This window comes from Telluria sp. AZSoR62 (genome assembly GCF_058111565.1).
This window is the reverse complement of sequence record NZ_JBYTST010000137.1, coordinates 1-370: the sequence shown is the minus strand read 5'-3', so window position 1 is coordinate 370 and position 370 is coordinate 1. Positions and strand designations below refer to the sequence as shown.

Below are 370 nucleotides of genomic sequence, written 5' to 3'. Positions count from 1 at the left end.
AATAGCTTCCGCCAGGTACTACCATTCAGCATCGCTTGCTGCTCGGCCGCACTGGCTGTTTTGCGATGTTTTTCTTCCCGCGCTCTCAAGCCCGCAAAGCGCTCCCGAATAGACAAATAGGCTTTTTTGTTTTCGTCGTGGATTTTTAGGGCCGCCTGAATTTTATCTGGCAGTGATAGGTGATGTTCGTTCATGGGTTTCTCCGATGGCGATGACAGGCCGACGCCGGCCAGGTTTGATGATGCGAGTCGGCAATCAGTGAGGGTTGACTGGTCGGTAGGGATAGGGCGGGGTGAGTAGCGCGGAACAAGTACTTTGAGTTCTGTCAACAAAAACAGCACATACCCCCCCTTGTTCACACGACTGAATT

At 52.2% G+C, this 370-nt stretch carries 1 protein-coding gene; it reads right to left on the bottom strand.

Features of this window, described 5'->3' with window-relative positions:
- Positions 1-194, bottom strand: a 194-nt coding sequence (locus AC3XQU_RS23235; RefSeq protein ID WP_489876516.1) for a hypothetical protein, incomplete at its 3' end; no start/stop codon positions are given.
- Positions 195-370 lie beyond the last annotated feature (176 nt).